Raw genomic sequence first — 17,701 nt, 5'->3', positions numbered from 1 at the left:
ACGGTTCTGCATATTGAGTCGGCAGTGCTCTCGATATGTCTTTGAAACATTTAGTAAAACTAGTATACAATACACCTTCCTATTCTTTATTATAGCTTTATTCGAACGGAACTGCCAAGTACTAGAATATGAATTGAAAACGTCCCTGTACTACACTAAAGTTTGTGCTTTCGATCTCTTTGATATGCGAGCCGGGGATGAAGTAGCTATAATTCAATTTGACAGCAATGTGTTTATTGATATAGTAATTCAATCCGAAGGAGAGGTCTTTCTGTGTTCCGCCTTTTATTCCGGCATCATTCAGAGAGAGATAATTGAAACGGGCACATAGTTCGAGTGCTTTTCCTTCCGGTCTTCCGGGACAGGCTACTTCTTCGTCATACAGATAATTCTGTCCCAACAATAGCCAGGAACATTGCAGATAAGCTCCTTGTGCCGTATAGTTCTCAAAACCCTTTTCCCGTTTTACATGGGCGCGGATGTATTCACCCTGAAGAAAGAATTTATGATAGTAAATTAGCAGTTCGGTTCCTATTTTAAATTGGGATGCTGCATGATCTACATCTGCTTGTATTAATGTACGATTATCAATCGTGCTCACGCCCGGAGATTTATAAGTAAACGTATTCCTGTTCTCATCTTCGGGAAGCGTGCCGTCCGGTGTACGATGGATAGCTGCTAATCCTATATGTATCAGTTTCGCTTGCTCATAAAGTGGACGGTAAACCAAACGTCCGTCAATGGCATATCCTTGCGATGCGTTTTTCAGGTTGCTCAAATCATTATCGGTAAAGAATCCGCCACACAGATAGTAATATTGGGTACGATAGGAATAGGCTACTCCCATACGTCGGCTATTTGTCAATGCCAGCACAGCTCCCGGAGATTGGTTGAAGCGAAGATCAAATGTACTACAAATCATATCGAGACTGAATGGCTCATAGAATTGTCCTATCTGAATGGAACTATTCTTATAGGAATAGGTGGCAAAAGCATCTTTGATGGCTACTTTGTTTCCGGCATATCCCATTTCCAGTTTCATTCCCCAGTTCTGATAGGTAGCTTTTACACCGATGCGAAGGTCATTAAATTCCGTGCCGTTGCCAAAGTTATTCGGATTCTTCAGATACACTCCTCCATCCATTAATAGACGCCCGGTGATTTTATATTGTATGCCATCGGGCAGATTCTGTGCCGTTATCCGGGAAGTCGTTAGTATTAGAGATAGAAGGAAGGAGAATTTCAAATATAGTCCTATTATTTTCATCGTCCACCTTTTATCAAATTTGTGAAAAAGTAGTTGGCTCCATACCTTCTCCCGTAAATTTTATCCCGTTGCTCATTTCGGCTTCTTTCGCTTTCTTCAGTTGTTTCTCTTTTTTATAGCGCTGTATCAGGTAAATCATGGAGCAGGTGAAAGCAACCGTACAGATCAGTCCTACGTAACCGGATAATATATTATAAAATTCCAACCAGTTTATGTCTGCATGGGCAAATTCTTTGAACATCAAGACAAGTACAGTTCCCGTATATCCGATAAAATCAATGGTCACAATGAAGAAACCGACATTTCCTTTTATCTTGAAACAAGCGATGAAGCGGTCGAAAAAAATGCTTTGAAAACAGAGGTAGGCAATATACAGACAGAGACTTTGGACAAACAGCCAGGTGATTGCATCCAATTGCAGAGAATCATAATTGAAAGATATAAAACTCATGGTGGCTGTCCCAAGTACGACCAATCCCAGCAGGGCAACCAAAACTTTTATGTTACTTTTCACAAAGGCCATCGCTCCGAATAACGCCAGAATTATTAATGTAACGACTGTATCTACCTGCGCAAACATCCATGAGGACTGTCCGTTCATATCAATAATCTTCACCAGGAAATCTTCCTTAATATCTCTAAGCACTACCAACATTAGGTTAGCTACAAACAATAATACAAGAAATGGCATAAAGTCGATGAACAGTTCTTTCCGTTGCTTGCCATTCAGAGTTACACGACTACTTTTTTGTTCTATATCTTGTGCCGTAGGTTGTGGCAAACGGGTTAAGCTATATCCCAAAAGAGCCAATAAAGGAAGTGCAAAAGCACCGATAAGTGCCGGCATCCAAAATTCGCTGACGTTCAATGTATTCATAACGAACAATCCGATGGATTTTGCCGTTCCCGAACTGATAACAATACTGATTCCTAAAAGACTGGCCAAAATATCCGTAGTGCGGCGACCTTCGATAAAACTGAAAATAACTCCCCACATACAGCCCAATGACAATCCATTGAAGAACATGGCAAACATATTATAAGGAGTGGGAAGTGCTCCGAACGCAACCAATGACAATTCCGCTACGGCAATGGAAACGAGTATAAACTTCAGGCGATTCTCTCTCTTCAATTCGGAAATCAACTTGATACCTATAAACTTGGCTATCAGATAACCTGCTATCTGAATGATAGTAACCAGTACTTTATAATCAAAGCCGAATGCTTCTATCCCGTCAAAAGTAGCAGCTGTGAAAGGTTTGCGCAATGTATAAACCAGTGAGTAAGAAAGAAGGGCTGCTCCACCTGCCCATAGAATAAAGAGGAAATCGGCTAATCTTCTGTTTGAACTTTGTTTCGATATTGCTTCAGTAATCGTTTTCATACGTTTTCGTTTTAATTTCTGGAGCAAAAGTAGAGGAGAATAGCAAGGGAGAAAATGAATTCTAAAGATTCATTTTATTCATTATCAGGTAGAAATGGAAGTAATATTAATGTAACGTTTATGTAACCGTAATTTCTTGGAAATGGAATACAAAAAGGGTTGCACAATCACTAATCCGGTATTGCGCAACCCTTTTTATTCGATTTCTTATTTTTCTTCTTATTGGAAAGTAGGCATCTTGAATCTGTACAATAATCCACCTACCATGGAAGCTACGCGGTCAGGTCTTCCCTGTTCGGAGCCATCGTATGTATCGGTACGGATACCGACTTTAGGTTCGGCATACAGATACAAAGAAGAAGCCACTTTCAGCTTTACCTGCACACCGGCATCCAGTCCCGGCACTGCTCGGAACTTACCGTAACGGCGTACCAGTCCGGCCGTAACTCCCACAAAAGGAACAACATCTATCACATGGTCGGGGCTGTATCCTTTTGCCAATGTGGCCAGACTCATCATATAATCCATACCCAAACCGGCATAATGAAGATTCATCTTCGACGACGTTTTGGCCTTGTACATAATTGTTCCATTTACCCGCCATGCAGATAACGGAGTGTACCATTTACCTATGCTTCCTTTTGCTTCTACACCTGCATTCTTCACCAAATCTTTGTTGGCTACGAGCAAGCTACCCAATCCAAGTGCACCGGAGATGAAGTAACGCTTGTCATCCTGACCAAACACGCTGCGATTGGCTGCTTTTGAATAAGGAACAAAGCGATAGTGGAAACCTGCATTGACTCCTACCATTACGTCTTTCTGCATAAAGCCCAGATTACCTTCAATGAATTTATCTCCATACAAGCGAATCTGCGGTTCAATGTACAAACCGAGAAAATCATTCACATGCCATAATCCCTGTATGCCTGCATTAATACCCGGTTGGAACTTATGGTCTGATTTGGAAGTATAAGCAAGGTTGACACCTACCGAACCTATTAAATCAAAGATACGATCGGGATTATATCCACTCATGGTAGACGTTATGTTCCACAAGTAATCAAGACCACCACTGACGCTGGCATGTCTAAGTTTGCCCGCTTTAACACTTCCCGGAACTACATAGTTCGTAAAGAATCCACCCGTACCCACCAGGCGCAAACCGGAATAAGGGCTCAACCACTTACCGATAGAGACAGAAGCCTGCGGACCTAAAGAACCAAGGTTTTCAAGATTCGTCTTATTCAGGAACATTTGCACACCGATTCCCGAAGTCATAAACAGATTGTCTGCGATGTGATTGCTTGAGAATCCGTTCTTCGGACGTGCCGCACGGTCAATCGTATGATAAGTCAAACCAAAATTCAACTCTCCGAGCTGATCCGTATTGCCACCTACTCCGCAACCTCCTGCATATTTCTTATTATACACATTGAAGCGAGGTTCTATAAATAAATCCACAGAACGGTTGATACGGAAACTTCCTTGCACACCGACTCCTATTCCCGGAGCATACTTGGCGGTTTTATCCACTCCTTTCGTACCTGCCAGGTTAACTCCGGCAATACCGATCAGACTAAATATTCTGTCTTCATCATATCCCCAAAGAACATTATTGATATTCAACAGATAGTCCGCATGCAGATCGACATGTTTAAAGTAGCCGCTTGCACTGCCCGAAGGGGTGTCTGAAAGTCCAACCGTCCCGGACAAACGCAGACCGGAAGAAGGACTGAACCATTTACCGATTCCGGCAGAGAACTGGGGACCTAATCCTTTAATCGTATTCTTGATTCCCGGAACTTTCAGTGTACTGATACCACCAGATAAAGAGATAAACATATGATTCAGGAAGGAACTTTTATCGAAATCATCGAAATGAATCTTAGTTCCCATCGGAGCAGCAGGCATATAGGTCAGACCTACCAGAACCGAACCAGCCATTTTATAGTTTCTCCAACTTTCCGTATACGCAAAACCGTCATTATACCATCCGATCCGCGGTTCTACAAACAAATCCAATGTAGAAGAAAGACGTACATTTCCCTGTAAACCGAGATGAGCGCCGTAATAAAGCTGACCGCCGCCTTTCAAATCCGGATACTTTTCGGAACGATCGCTATTGTCGCCCACCTTAGAATAACCGGCTTCTATACCTGCAATCCCTACTAACTCAAAACAACGGTTTGCATTGTATCCGTATGCCAGGGAGGACATATTCAACAGATAGTCCAGGCTGCCGCCACCCTTTTTTATTTTAGAATCGTAGATACTCGACGGCAGATAACCCAAATTCACCCCTATCCGAAGTCCATGAACCGGAGTAATCCACTTTCCCATAAAGAGATGGGCAGTCATTCCCATTCCATCCTGACTATCTCCACTTGTTAACAAGCTGTATGGCCCTATTCCGGCAGAGAAAAAGAGATGTTCATTGAATTTATTGCTCTCGAACTTTTCATTTGCAGGCCGTTTCTGTAACATATATTGCAATGCACCATAATCCTGTGCCTGTAAGGTAACAGCAAGCATCAGGAAGATTGCCACTACCACATATTTATTGTTGATTCTGAAGATATTCATCGTTTACTCTTGTTGTATATATCATTATTTAATTTTCTGCTCTTCCGGCAGCAAGTCAATAATATCACCATCCACCTTCGCTACTTCCAATAAGGAAGGATCAAGTTCAAGGGCCTTCTCAATGCTCATAATCGCATCACCTATTTTCTCCAGGCGGTTGGCGGCAATCGCTTTTATATAATATTCGCGGGCGGTCTCTACATCTATGGTAGAAATCTTATCCCATGCTTCCTGATTCTTCTTCATTGCCAGCAGCATCACCACCTCATTGAAAGGGCTGGTAGCCGCCACCTTTTCGAAAGCATCATTATAATAACCGGCCAATGCCTGAACAATGGCCTGCAAATCTTCAGAAACCGCTTCTTCGGGAACCAAGGTCAAGACTGAATCTGCTTTTGTATATTTCCCTTCATGCAGCAAGGCAATAGCCTGATTGGACAATAACTCCGCCGGTGCCGATTTACTGACAAACGGTTCGAGAATACGTGAATCCGGAGTATCTTTCTGTATCGTTGCCACTGCCAGTTCATTGGCTGCATACGTAAAGTTATCATAAAGTTCAAGAGCTTCCCTGCAATACTTTTCCCTTTCGTCGGGAGTTTTTGCTGTCGTAATCATACGGTAATATTCGAAACGGGTCAGTTGCTTCGGATTCTTTCTGTAAAGTTCTCTAATCTCGTCGTCTGTCAAGGAACGGAAGATTGAATAACCATACGTATATTGCACCTTTCTCAATTTAGGCAGATAAGTAGCCGCAAGTTCCTTGTAGAAAGGTTTCGATTTCAAGACCCCATTCAACCGGTAAGGAGTAGCTGCATATTGTTTGATTAAGTCCTCTACTTCTTTAGCCAGTTCCGGCTTGGAGTTTTTTTTCAGCAATTCAGCTACCTCCTTCCAGGAGGCAACCGATGCATCCGATTTCACCTCCAACAGTTTACGTGTTTCCGGGTCCAGTTGTGCCAGTATACGTTCCAGGGCTTTATCCGTACGCAATTTTGCCAGACGAAGATTCGTCGCGTAAGAACCGTCCGGCGAAGCCACCCCCGTAATATGAAAACTCTTCAAAGAGGCATCCGGGTTCGTCTCAATACCACGCAATTCCTGATTCAATCGGTTCAGTTCCACCTGATTTTGTGGATTCTTATCATCCAGGTCGGCTTTACCTACCAGGAAGGTTAAGTTTACCTCACCTTTCGTATCCCGCAACTGCATCACGGGTTTCGGAAGGTATTTCTCGTCCGTCAGGCTGAAAGCGGAGAATTTATACTCCAAGAAGCGAAGCGGGTTGACCGTTCCGCGTGCAATGGAGAAAGAGTCACGATAAATGATATTCCGGTAATTTTCCATCGCCAGATGCACATCTGCACGGTAGTCATGTTGCAGATATTCTATATAGATAGAATCATGGTAAGCAATAATATCCCCCTTGCGTGAAGAAGTAGTTTTCACACGGATATAATCGTGCAAAGGATCTTTATCCATATCATAATCGTACATTCGATTTTGCGTTGTATTATAAGTATCCCCGTCGAATACAACAGGACGCATCAACAGACGCTTTTTCAGTGTCACATCATAAATGGAAGGCTGCAATACCAAGCGACGATGTGAGTTAAACATCTCCTTAGGCACCGGGACACGAGTTTTCAGATGGAAATAATTACCTTTGATTTCGATGTCCGTAGGTTCCGGAATCACTTTGTCCTTCACTTTGGAAGTAATCGTTACTTCGTCCAGTTCGATGACGGCATCTTTCAATACTACATTCAAAATCTGCTTTCCTGCCACCTTCACTGTTTTGTCCTCATAACCGACACATGTAAACTTCAACGAGCCGTTTTTCTCAACCAAGACACTGTAACGACCATCCTCGTCGGACATTTCTATACGTTCGTCATTGACCGGATTCAACACATTTACATTCGGAACACTTTTTCCCTGCGGGTTTGTGATATGCCCCTGCACGCGGATCCGTTGGGCGGATACATTCATACCGACGAACATCATCGCCACGAGAAGTATACCTGTTAATCTATCACGTTTCAAATTGATTTTCATTCTCTTTTCTGACTAGCTAATGTTCGTTATCGAATAATATAAACAAAGGATACCCCCAGTTTGACAGGTGCAATGGTGGTCTTACTATCGTTGACCGCACCCGGTTTCGGAGTACCCTTATCATACTTAAACTGACGGTAGCGCAACACACCCACTCCGGCAGTTGCTTCGATGTTCCAATGATCGCCCAGCACCCATGCGTATCCATAGGTCAAACCGGCGGCGTATGCATCGCCTTTGTGATGCACATCTTTTACCATCATATCAAAATTATTCACGAAAGCGGTGATTCCAAGAAAATGACTCACCATCGGACGATTTAGCCAGTAACGAACTTCAGGCTGAAAATGCGTGAAAGTCGTTTTAAAGTTGTCTGTACTGATTGGGTTCGCAGCAATCCCCATGTTTAAGGAGACATGACTACCCAATACAAATTCTGCTTCTACATTCGGACTGGCGGTCAGCCAACCCAATGCATTTGTCTTTACAGCCACCCGTTGTGCGTGCACATGTACACCACAACATAATAACAGAAATGATAACGCAGCTATTACCCTGCGACCATTTCTCATCACATATACCATCATTTATTTCCCACTAAATATTTCCCACTAAATATTTACCCACAAAAAAAGGGCTTACTGTCCATTTTATATACTACTTGGACAGAAAGCCACAAAATTAGAAAAAATATAGTATTAAAAACGTTTAAACACGCTTTTTTTGTTTTTTATTGCAACAATTTCCATCTTAGGCCATAATATACCATACTACGGATAAGATATACAATTTTTCTTTATTACCAATGAAACATCAGATACGCAACAACATAGGCTCCGACGCAGCATCGGATTTTATCTTCTTATCGCCGATAACAACCGTACAGGGAGCAGAAGAAATAATATACCATTTCCCTTCTTTCTTTTCGAGCAATACATTAGCGGCATTGTCGGTCTGAATCATTACCCCGGGTGCAACCAATTGGGTTCCATTCCCTAAAAACAACGTCCGGTTTCCTGCATATTCATTGCTGATAACAGCATAATCCGCTTTCACTTTCATTCCTTGATAAGTAGCGGTTTGTGCAGCATCGGATAGAGAGAAGATATGATCTATACGTCCATTTTTGCTTTTCACACAGATTCCGGCAAAATCTTCCAAACCTGCTCCTTCTGCATCAAAATAAGAAACAGACTGAATAGCAGACGGTTCCTTTTTCGTACTCGGTTCATATATCGAGACAAAAGGACGATTCCAAGCTTCTCCATGCTGACGGGCAACAAATGTCAGCGTCGGCTGCTCCTTTATATTATAGGGCATATTCGGTGTACGGCTTAGCCCTTCGGTCATTGGCGCCAAAGCCGTAAAGACTTCACGATCCGGTTCGCCTTTCATCCAAAGATTCATGTATATATCATCGCCGTCCTTATCTTTCATATCTATGGTGAAAGTTGCCTTGACATCCTTATTGGTCGCAGCCACTTTCTTATCATATAAATAGGAATAAGCGTAAAGATGTGCGCCTGCAAAGGCGAGTTCTTCCGTAGGCTGGAGATTCAGGTCGCTGCCATCTGCTGCCGTCAATGTCAAAGTCTGCCCAAGGTTGTGATAGAAGTAATCGTGCATCTTATCGCCTCCTTTCTCTTTCCGGCTGCGGAATACATCGACATAATACCCCGTCTCCGCCCCAGTAGTGACAATACTCATCATACGGGTCTGATCCGCCCTGCTTTCCGGTTCACGGAAATAAAGGTTACTGTAAGTAACGGACGTAAATGCTTTGCCCGGTTCCGCTGATGCCGGGAAACAGGAAAGCAAATCAAAAGAATGGTTACTTTTCATCACCGGATAGCTCGATATTCCATCCACACAAACTGTATTATGACTGGGGAATTGAGAATAATATTCCGCATAATCCAGTCCGCTATACAGGAAAAGCCCGATACCTGCATCCGGACCCAATACGTATCCTTTTCCGTAAAGTTCCATCGAAATGCCGTTAGCGTGCATGTGATTCCCTTCACTGCCATTCAACGAAATCATCAAACTGTTGCGCGGATGCATACCGTTGCGCTGTACCAGCCATGACACATTGGGAGCATAAAACAAAGGAGAAACATAATCTTCTATCTTTCCCGGCTGCACTTTGGGATTTAGCGCCAGCGGTTTATCTTCAAAGAAAGAATTGACAGATACACGCACATTCTTCTTTTCTGTTTTATCATTTCCCAAATCCGGGTTCAGGCATTTCAATAAAGCCGTGAAATAGTTTTCCTGTTCTTTCTTCCCGTTCGCCTGTGCATTCTGTATCATACGGATAAAGAAATTCGTACTCAAATATCCCGGATGCGTATCTCCAAAGCCACAAATCATACGGTTGGGAAACAGATATTGGGGAGTGGTTGCTACCGCTTTCGACAATACAGGCATTGCTTTCACCAAATCATATTGCAGATTCGTATCAAACTGATTCACGAAATTGGCATAATCATTGATTACCACGCTGCTATATCCCGGACATTCTGCCCAAATTCCCGTATTTATATCGAAACCATAATCTGCCAATCGCGTCAGACTCCACTGGCGGATGCTGGAACGGTTCATCACATAGTCGATATAATATTCACGTCCTTTTCCGTCGGCATATTCTTTATTGTCTTCCAATACCAATCCGACATTCATAACAAACCGTGCCTGTAGCAAATTCCAGTTGTTATGAGGTACACCGTTCGCAATGATATTATCCGCCCATTTCTTAAAAGCTCCGGCGTAGATTTCCATTTTATCCGGGTAATTGGCCTTTAGGTAATTATATAGAAAATCGTATAAAGGGACAGCGATATGGAGTGCGTCTTCATGGATTACTTCGAAAGAAGTCAATCCTACCAATGTTTGCTGATGGCCGTGATTCAGGTCGATGGGCACGTTTCTATAATAAATGCCTGTCATATATGTATCAAAGACCCCTGCGGCAAGTTTAGCGAATTTCTCTTCATCCGTCATCCAATAAAGGAAAGCGGCATCACGGGCAATTCCCAGGATTTCGCAGTTCAGGCTTTCAATATTCCGGCCTGTTTTGGATGGGTGTACACTCTCCATAGGACGGTCGGGAAGTGCATTATTGCAGAAAGTGACATTCCCGTCCTCATCATCATAAGGAACGACATCCGCCAATTTGGGACGGCCGTGGGTAGCAGCTGTGCCACGGGTTCCCGTGTAGCGCACAGTGGGATAAGGAGCTCTTTCACCACCTGCATGGTCGAACGTTTCACCTTTCACATATACTTCCGTGGCATGAGACTTCCAGTACATTGCCAAACGAGACAGCAACCACGCCGGTTGAGCATCCGTCAGGTTCGTATATACTTCCGTCCGTTCCTTCAATTTATTGAAAACATCTTTCGCCCATTCTTCTTTTTTAATCAGCTTCCATGTTTCCTGCTTTCCCGCCGGAGTAGTCAGTACCCGCGGATGTGTCTGCGGCATCTTTTCCGGCAAAGGAATCTCTTGTCCGGATGCAATGTTCAGAAAAGATAGAAAACATAGTCCAAGTAAAATTCGTCTCATACTTCAGTTATATTTTTTAGGTTTGATACCTATTAAATACGAAGATAGAGATTTATTTACCTAAATCCTCCGTCGAAGATCAATTTTATTTGTACGAGACTACGCTGTTATTTCAAACAAAGAATTATATTTGCAAAAAACCGACTAACAATTCTGATACTTATGAAAATTTTATCTATCCATGATTTGGCAACAATCAGGAAGAGAGCAAAGCACAATCTTTCATTGCGCGAAGAAAGCAATGAAAAGGTGACTGAAAAGTGTTACGGACTGGCATCCGGTGCGCAACATCTTCAGATTCTGATCTGCGGTGGTACAGGCTGTAAGGCATCTTCCAGCCAGGATATTACAGACAATCTTCTAAAAGCCATCAAAAAGAACGAAATCACCGATAAAGTAGAAGTCATCACCGTAGGCTGTTTCGGCTTCTGTGAAAAAGGTCCTATCGTGAAAATCATCCCCGATAATACCTTTTACACCCAAGTCACTCCCGAAGATGCGGAAGAAATCATCAACGAGCATATCATCGGAGGACGAAGAATCGAACGGTTGCTGTATGTAGATCCTAAAACGGAACATACCGTCAGCGACTCCAAGCACATGGATTTCTACCGGAAACAACTTCGCATCGCATTGCGTAACTGTGGTTTTATCGATCCCGAAAATATTGAAGAGTATATCGCCCGTGAAGGATACTTTGCATTGGCCGATTGCCTGCTTAACAAACAGCCGACGGACGTTATTGATATTATCAAACGTTCGGGACTTCGCGGACGTGGTGGTGGCGGTTTCCCGACGGGACTGAAATGGGAATTTGCCAACAAGCAACAGTCAGATGTCAAATACGTGGTTTGTAACGCCGACGAAGGAGATCCCGGTGCATTCATGGACCGTTCCATTATGGAGGGCGACCCACATTCGATTGTAGAAGCGATGTGTGTCTGCGGTTATTCCATTGGTTCCACCAAAGGATTAGTATATATCCGTGCCGAATATCCGTTAGCTATCAACCGACTGAAAACAGCTATCAATCAGGCACGCGAATACGGATTACTAGGAGATCATATCTTAGGAACAGATTTCAGTTTCGACATAGAAATACGATACGGAGCCGGAGCTTTTGTCTGCGGAGAAGAAACTGCCCTTATTCATTCGATGGAAGGAAAACGGGGAGAGCCGACTCTGAAACCTCCCTTCCCTGCCGAATCCGGTTATCTGGGAAAACCAACCAATGTAAATAATGTGGAAACGCTTGCCAATATTCCCATTATTCTAACCAAAGGAGCCGACTGGTTTGCAACGATTGGCACAGAACGTTCCAAAGGAACCAAAGTGTTTGCTCTTGCCGGAAAGATTAATAATGTCGGACTGATCGAAGTGCCGATGGGAACTACTCTTCGGGAAGTAATCTACGAAATCGGAGGAGGCATCAAAGGCGGAAAGAAGTTCAAAGCTGTACAAACAGGAGGACCGTCAGGCGGCTGTCTGACAGAAAAACATCTGGACACTCCCATTGACTTTGACAACCTTCTCTCGACCGGTTCCATGATGGGTTCAGGAGGGATGATTGTCATGGATGAGGACGACTGCATGGTATCCGTAGCCCGCTTTTATCTGGATTTTACAGTGGAAGAGTCCTGCGGGAAATGCACACCTTGCCGCATTGGAAACAAACGTCTGCTGGAACTACTGAACAAGATTACGGAAGGAAAAGGCACAGAAAAAGACCTGGACACACTTGCCACTTTGGGACAAGTCATCAAAGATACGGCCCTCTGCGGACTGGGACAAACCTCTCCGAATCCCGTTTTATCCACATTGGATAACTTCTACGATGAATATATGGAGCACGTGCGGGATAAGACTTGTCGCGCCAAGCAATGTAAATCACTATTAACATATACCATCAGTCCGGAACGTTGCATTGGTTGTCATCTATGCGCCAAAAACTGTCCGGCGGATGCTATCAGCGGACTGGTGCGTAAGCCACATGTCATTGCTCCCGATAAATGTATCAAATGCGGCATGTGTATGGCACGCTGCAAATTCAACGCTATTCTTGTCTGCTAAAATCGATTACTATGGAAGATAAACAAATCACCCTCCAGATAGACGGTCATTTCATTACCGTCCCCGAAGGAAGTACCATCCTTGAAGCTGCCACGAAAATCGGCATCAACATACCTACTTTGTGTCACATCGACCTGAAAGGCACCTGCATAAAGAACAATCCTGCTTCCTGTCGCATCTGCGTGGTCGAAGTGATGGGACGCCGCAATCTGGCTCCTGCCTGCGCTACCCGTTGCACAGAAGGAATGGTAGTAAAAACCAGTACGCTACGTGTGATGAACGCACGCAAAGTGGTAGCCGAACTTATCCTGTCGGATCATCCCAACGACTGTCTCACCTGCCCCAAATGTGGCAATTGTGAACTTCAGACATTAGCGCTACGCTTTAATATCCGCGAAATGCCTTTCAATGGAGGCGAGCTCTCTCCTCGCAAGCGGGAAATCACTGCCTCCATCGTGCGCAACATGGATAAATGTATTTTCTGTCGCCGCTGCGAAAGTGTCTGCAACGATGTTCAGACAGTCGGTGCGCTCGGTGCCATCCGTCGCGGATTCAACACGACGATAGCCCCTGCCTTTGACCGGATGATGACGGAAAGCGAATGTACCTATTGCGGACAATGCGTAGCTGTCTGTCCGGTGGGTGCACTGACCGAACGCGATTATACGAACCGCCTGCTCGACGACTTAGCTAACCCGGATAAAGTGGTGATTGTGCAAACAGCCCCTGCCGTACGTGCTGCCCTGGGCGAAGAATTCGGTTTTCCTCCCGGCACACTGGTAACCGGAAAAATGGTTTATGCCCTGCGTGAACTGGGATTCGACTATGTATTCGATACTGACTTTGCCGCCGACCTCACCATCATGGAAGAAGGATCGGAAATACTAAACCGTCTGACGCGCTATCTCAACGGAGATAAGTCCGTACGGTTACCTATCCTGACCTCCTGCTGTCCGGCATGGGTGAACTTCTTCGAACATCACTTCCCGGATATGCTGGACATTCCATCCACCGCCCGTTCACCGCAACAGATGTTCGGTTCTATCGCCAAATCCTATTGGGCGGAAAAGATGGGAATTCCCAGAGAAAAGCTGGTAGTCGTATCCATCATGCCCTGTCTGGCAAAGAAGTATGAATGTGCCCGCGATGAATTTAAAGTGAACGGTATTCCCGACGTAGATTATTCTATTTCCACCCGCGAACTGGCACGACTGATTAAACGCGCCAATATCGGCTTCCCGCTGGTACTGGACAGCCCGTTTGACAATCCTATGGGTGAGTCGACCGGTGCCGGCGTTATTTTCGGTACAACAGGTGGTGTAATGGAAGCCGCCCTCCGTTCTGTTTATGAAATCTATACCGGAGAATCTCTGAAAAATGTAAACTTCGAACAAGTACGCGGACTTAACGGTGTCCGGCGTGCTACCATCAACCTAAACGGATTTGAATTAAAAGTAGGCATCGCACACGGACTAGGCAACGCCCGCCATCTACTGGAAGATATACGAAACGGGCACAACGAATATCATGTAATCGAAATTATGGCTTGCCCCGGAGGTTGCATCGGAGGAGGCGGACAGCCGTTGCATCACGGCAACTCGGAAATATTGTATGCACGCGCCAACGCACTCTACCGCGAAGACACCAACAAACCTTTGCGCAAATCGCACGAGAATCCGTACATCAAGACCTTGTACGAAGAATATCTCGGCAAACCACTGGGCGAGATATCGGAAACGCTATTGCACACGCACTATTTCAACAAATCTATGGATTAACTTTAAACGAAGAGTATTATGTCAGATATCAAACTAGCCTGTGACATGGCAGAGCAAATCAAAACGATCTGCGACAAGCATGGAAACAAACCGGGCGAACTTATCAATATTTTGCATGAGGCACAGCATTTGCAAGGGTATCTACCCGAGGAAACGCAACGGATTATCGCTTCCAAACTTGGAATTCCCGTATCGAAAGTGTATGGTGTCGTCACTTTCTATACTTTCTTTACCATGACTCCCAAAGGAAGACATCCCATCTCTGTTTGCATGGGTACAGCTTGTTATGTACGTGGTTCAGAAAAACTGCTGGAAGAGTTCAAACGTGTATTAGGTATCGAAGTCGGTGACACTACCCCGGACGGAAAGTTCTCATTAGACTGTCTGCGTTGTGTAGGCGCCTGCGGACTGGCTCCGGTAGTGATGATCGGCGAGAAGGTATATGGTCGATTACAACCGGTAGATGTAAAGAAGATTATTGAAGAATTGGAATAACCGAATTCCCGAAAACAATATAAAACAAACGGCTGCCTTGATAAGTCAAAACAGTCGTTCATTAATATTAAAATGTAAAAAAATGATGCGGAGAGAACGAGATTCGAACTCGTGATACACTTTTGGCGTATACACGCTTTCCAGGCGTGCCTCTTCAACCACTCGAGCACCTCTCCTTACAATTACCAACTAGAGAAAAAACTCTCCATAAAAACAGAAAGCAGCAAAAAGCTGCTTTCTAGCGGAGAGACAGGGTTTTGAACCTACAACTCTAACCGCTTATATTTCAGCTACTTCGCTTTCAAAATTTCAAATAGGTAACGAAACAGTAACGATTTTCAGATGTTGGGCTTGTCCAACTTTGACCGCTGTTTGTCTGCCTAACTTTCGGGTTCAAAGATACGGCTTTCTTTTGAAACTCGCAAATATCTGATAATAAATATTTTTGGGTTAGTGCAAGGTGCAAGCTATATATATAAATATATACTTGCACCTTGCACTAAAAAAAAGCACTGGGGTACAAATGGTTAAAACAAAATCCGTATCTTCGTAACCGATTAAAAACAAACGTGTATGATAATAACTAACCGTGAAGAAGTAATAGATAAAGCGTTCGGCGTATTTGTCAGGATGAACTACGAGAAAGCAAGCATCATCACGCTTGCCAAAGCCTGCGGGGTGACAAAAACGGGTATCGTTTATTATTTTCCGCACAAGTTGGATTTATTCATGGCTGTGGCGGACAAATACGTGTTGCAAATGCACGAACCGGAAAACAAGTTTGCCGCTCCTGCCGATACGTTGACGGAGTTCATCGGGCAATACGTGGCGGGAGTAGCCGCTTCCATGAAAAGGATTGTTGAACTGATTGGCGATAATTGCAGCCCGCATGATTGTAGTCCTAACTTCTACTACTTTCATTTCCTGTCACAAGTGCGCATGTACTATCCGGGTATCAGGCAGAAAATTGAGAAAATCTACCGACAAGACTATGACCTATGGGAGAAAGTCATACAGAAGGCAAAAGAAAGCGGGGAAATCAGGAGCAACACGGACGTGAAGAAAACGGCTATCTTGTTCCGGCAAATGTTTTTAGGACTGTCATACGAACAAGCATTTCTGAACGGTCTGAACGTGGACGAACTGGCAGAAAATTTTCGCCATATCTATTCGCTGCTTAAAGCCTGATACTCTTTTGTTTTTTTAACCTCTATTATTTTTGAACAGATGTTCAAAAAGTGATATTTTTATCTTATCTTTGGAGCGAAGCAAAATTCAGCGACATGGATAAGGTTCAGAAACAGAGAGGAAGCATCGTTCTGTACAAGGAAGAAAGAAACGGTGCGGACTACATACGGATAGAGTATGTAAACAGTCAGGCTGTCGCCCTGCTGCTCGCCCAAGATACGGACGTGGAAAAGACAGGCAATAGTTCTGCCTACATACCTGCCACCGCTTTTAAACTGCCGGATTTCTATGACCGCTATTCGCCCCACGCCTATATTGATTACAGCCGGGTTTACGTGCGGCATCCCAAACCTAAAAGGGAATACATACTGCCGAGAGGCTACCTCGAACTGCTGGAACAGAAGCGGTACAGCCTTTCCACCATAAAAGCCTATAAAATCTATTTCAGCGACTTCATGGAATACCACAAGGGGCAAGACCTTGACCTGCTGACGGTCGAGGACATAAACAGCTATATGCTCCACATGGTAAAGGAAAAGCACATATCCGCCACCCAGCAGAACATGCGCATCAACGCTATCAAGTTCTATTACGAGAAAGTCCGGAAAGGCAAGCGGCAATATTATGGCGGGATAGCCCGTGCAAAAGAGTACAAGGCATTGCCCGAAGTATTAAGCCGGGAAGAAATGAAAAGCATCTTTGCACAGTTATCCAATCGGAAACACAGGTGCATGATTTCTCTTATTTACTCTGCCGGACTACGCCGAAGCGAACTTCTGAACCTGACACCCCAAGACATCATCAGCGAACGGATGCTAATCAGGATTGCCGGAAAAGGCAAGAAGTGCAGGTATTCCCTACTGTCGGAAAAGCTGCTCAACGAACTAAGGGCTTACTACCGGGAATACAGACCGCAAAAATGGCTTTTTGAGGGCGAACAGGCAGGCGAACAATACTCGCCCAGCGCATTGGTTAAGATATTGAAAGAAGCGGCAAGGAAAGCCGGAATAAAGCATCGGGTACACCTGCACATGCTCCGGCACACGTTCGCCACCCACCTGCTGGAACAAGGGACAGACCTAAGAACCATACAGGAACTTATGGGACATACCGATATAAAAACAACGGCAATTTATCTGCACGTATCGAACGCCTATAAAGCAAAAATCCCCAATCCGCTGGATTGTTTGGATGATGATTAGACAATGATTTAATAGTGAATAGGAACTACACCATAAGGTGCGTTTATCGAAAAATTATCAACAAATTAATAAATTACAATTATGGACTTTATAAACAAACTTTTAG

General features: G+C 44.1%; 11 protein-coding genes and 1 tRNA gene. 5 read left to right on the top strand and 7 right to left on the bottom strand.

Annotation, left to right across the window (positions count from 1 at the left end; all coding sequences use genetic code 11):
• Positions 1-121: 121 nt before the first annotated feature.
• The 6 genes from DWZ47_RS20290 to DWZ47_RS20265 form a co-directional block, all read right to left on the bottom strand.
• On the bottom strand, positions 122-1,267 hold the full coding sequence (locus DWZ47_RS20290; protein ID WP_004302334.1) for an OprO/OprP family phosphate-selective porin: 1,146 nt from the start codon (positions 1,265-1,267) through the stop codon (positions 122-124).
• A gap of 13 nt (positions 1,268-1,280) precedes the next feature.
• Positions 1,281-2,651, bottom strand: coding sequence for a DUF5690 family protein (locus DWZ47_RS20285; RefSeq protein WP_009039930.1), 1,371 nt, complete (start codon positions 2,649-2,651; stop codon positions 1,281-1,283).
• A gap of 219 nt (positions 2,652-2,870) precedes the next feature.
• The gene (locus tag DWZ47_RS20280) at positions 2,871-5,237 is read right to left on the bottom strand and encodes a hypothetical protein (RefSeq protein ID WP_117514432.1); all 2,367 of its coding nucleotides are present in this window, start codon (positions 5,235-5,237) and stop codon (positions 2,871-2,873) included.
• A gap of 24 nt (positions 5,238-5,261) precedes the next feature.
• Positions 5,262-7,295 carry a tetratricopeptide repeat protein gene (locus DWZ47_RS20275; RefSeq protein ID WP_004302326.1) on the bottom strand — a complete coding sequence of 678 codons (2,034 nt, stop codon included), beginning with the start codon at positions 7,293-7,295 and terminating at the stop codon, positions 5,262-5,264.
• A 26-nt stretch (positions 7,296-7,321) separates the two neighbouring features.
• Complete coding sequence (locus DWZ47_RS20270) at positions 7,322-7,867, bottom strand: DUF3575 domain-containing protein (protein WP_004305849.1); 546 nt, start codon at positions 7,865-7,867, stop codon at positions 7,322-7,324.
• Between the two features lie 241 nt (positions 7,868-8,108).
• Positions 8,109-10,862 carry a heparinase II/III family protein gene (locus DWZ47_RS20265; protein WP_117514430.1) on the bottom strand — a complete coding sequence of 918 codons (2,754 nt, stop codon included), beginning with the start codon at positions 10,860-10,862 and terminating at the stop codon, positions 8,109-8,111.
• 162 nt (positions 10,863-11,024) lie between these two features.
• Between DWZ47_RS20265 and nuoF the strand changes: the two genes are divergently transcribed.
• The 3 genes from nuoF to nuoE are packed head-to-tail and all read left to right on the top strand — an operon-like array spanning position 11,025 to position 15,205.
• Entirely contained in the window at positions 11,025-12,932 is a 1,908-nt protein-coding gene (gene nuoF, locus DWZ47_RS20260) for an NADH-quinone oxidoreductase subunit NuoF (RefSeq protein ID WP_117514428.1), read from the top strand.
• An 11-nt stretch (positions 12,933-12,943) separates the two neighbouring features.
• Positions 12,944-14,710 (top strand): NADH-dependent [FeFe] hydrogenase, group A6, encoded by a 1,767-nt coding sequence (locus DWZ47_RS20255; RefSeq protein ID WP_117514426.1) that lies wholly within the window; start codon positions 12,944-12,946, stop codon positions 14,708-14,710.
• 18 nt (positions 14,711-14,728) lie between these two features.
• A complete protein-coding gene (gene nuoE / locus DWZ47_RS20250) occupies positions 14,729-15,205 on the top strand; it encodes an NADH-quinone oxidoreductase subunit NuoE (protein ID WP_117514425.1) in 477 nt (158 codons plus the stop codon).
• A gap of 88 nt (positions 15,206-15,293) precedes the next feature.
• Here nuoE and DWZ47_RS20245 read toward each other — a convergent pair.
• Positions 15,294-15,381, bottom strand: a tRNA-Ser gene (locus DWZ47_RS20245).
• Between the two features lie 397 nt (positions 15,382-15,778).
• On the opposite strand from DWZ47_RS20245, the gene DWZ47_RS20235 reads away from it, so the two are divergent.
• Positions 15,779-16,393: a TetR/AcrR family transcriptional regulator gene (locus tag DWZ47_RS20235; RefSeq protein ID WP_007568835.1), complete on the top strand. Its 615-nt coding sequence runs from the start codon at positions 15,779-15,781 to the stop codon at positions 16,391-16,393.
• 95 nt (positions 16,394-16,488) lie between these two features.
• On the top strand, positions 16,489-17,595 hold the full coding sequence (locus tag DWZ47_RS20230; protein ID WP_007480249.1) for a tyrosine-type recombinase/integrase: 1,107 nt from the start codon (positions 16,489-16,491) through the stop codon (positions 17,593-17,595).
• Positions 17,596-17,701 lie beyond the last annotated feature (106 nt).

Origin of the sequence: Bacteroides sp. AF32-8BH, assembly GCF_003435205.1 — a bacterium.
Lineage (GTDB): Bacteria > Bacteroidota > Bacteroidia > Bacteroidales > Bacteroidaceae > Bacteroides > Bacteroides ovatus.
This window is presented reverse-complemented; position numbering and strand designations above follow the sequence as displayed.